Genomic DNA, 461 nt, shown 5'->3' on the forward strand with positions numbered 1-461 from the left:
CGAGGAGATCCGCTGGTTCTCGGTCGCCGACCAGCGCTCGCTCGAGGTCGCCGACCACGGCCTGTGGGCGCCGCCGTGCCGCGAGATCCTGCTCACCGACGACGTGCGCGAGCGCGCCGCCGCACTGCGCGAGCGCCTGCCCGGTGCGCTCGACATGCTCGACAAGCTCGCCGAGGGCATCGCGGTCGAGGGCATGGAGTCGCTCGCGCCCGCGCTCGTCGAGCGCATGGTCCCCGTGCTCGACCTCGTGCCGGACGCGTCGCTGCTCGTGCTCGTCGACCCCGAGCGCGTGCGGCGCCGCGCGCACGACCTGGTGGCCACGACGCAGGAGTTCCTCGAGGCCGCGTGGACGTCGGCCGCCGCCGGCGCCGCGACGCCGCTCGACCTGTCGGCCGCGTCGTTCGCCTCGTTCGCCGAGGTCCGCGCGCTCGCCGCGGTGCGCGGCCTGGGCTGGTGGACGC

The 461-nt window shown here is 76.4% G+C and carries 1 pseudogene; it reads left to right on the top strand.

Going from position 1 to position 461, the window contains the following annotated elements:
• Window positions 1-461: pseudogene (locus tag G3I71_RS47265) on the top strand (transcription-repair coupling factor); the annotation flags it as partial.

The organism is Streptomyces sp. SID12501, from assembly GCF_010550245.1.
In the GTDB taxonomy this organism is placed as follows: domain Bacteria; phylum Actinomycetota; class Actinomycetes; order Streptomycetales; family Streptomycetaceae; genus Streptomyces.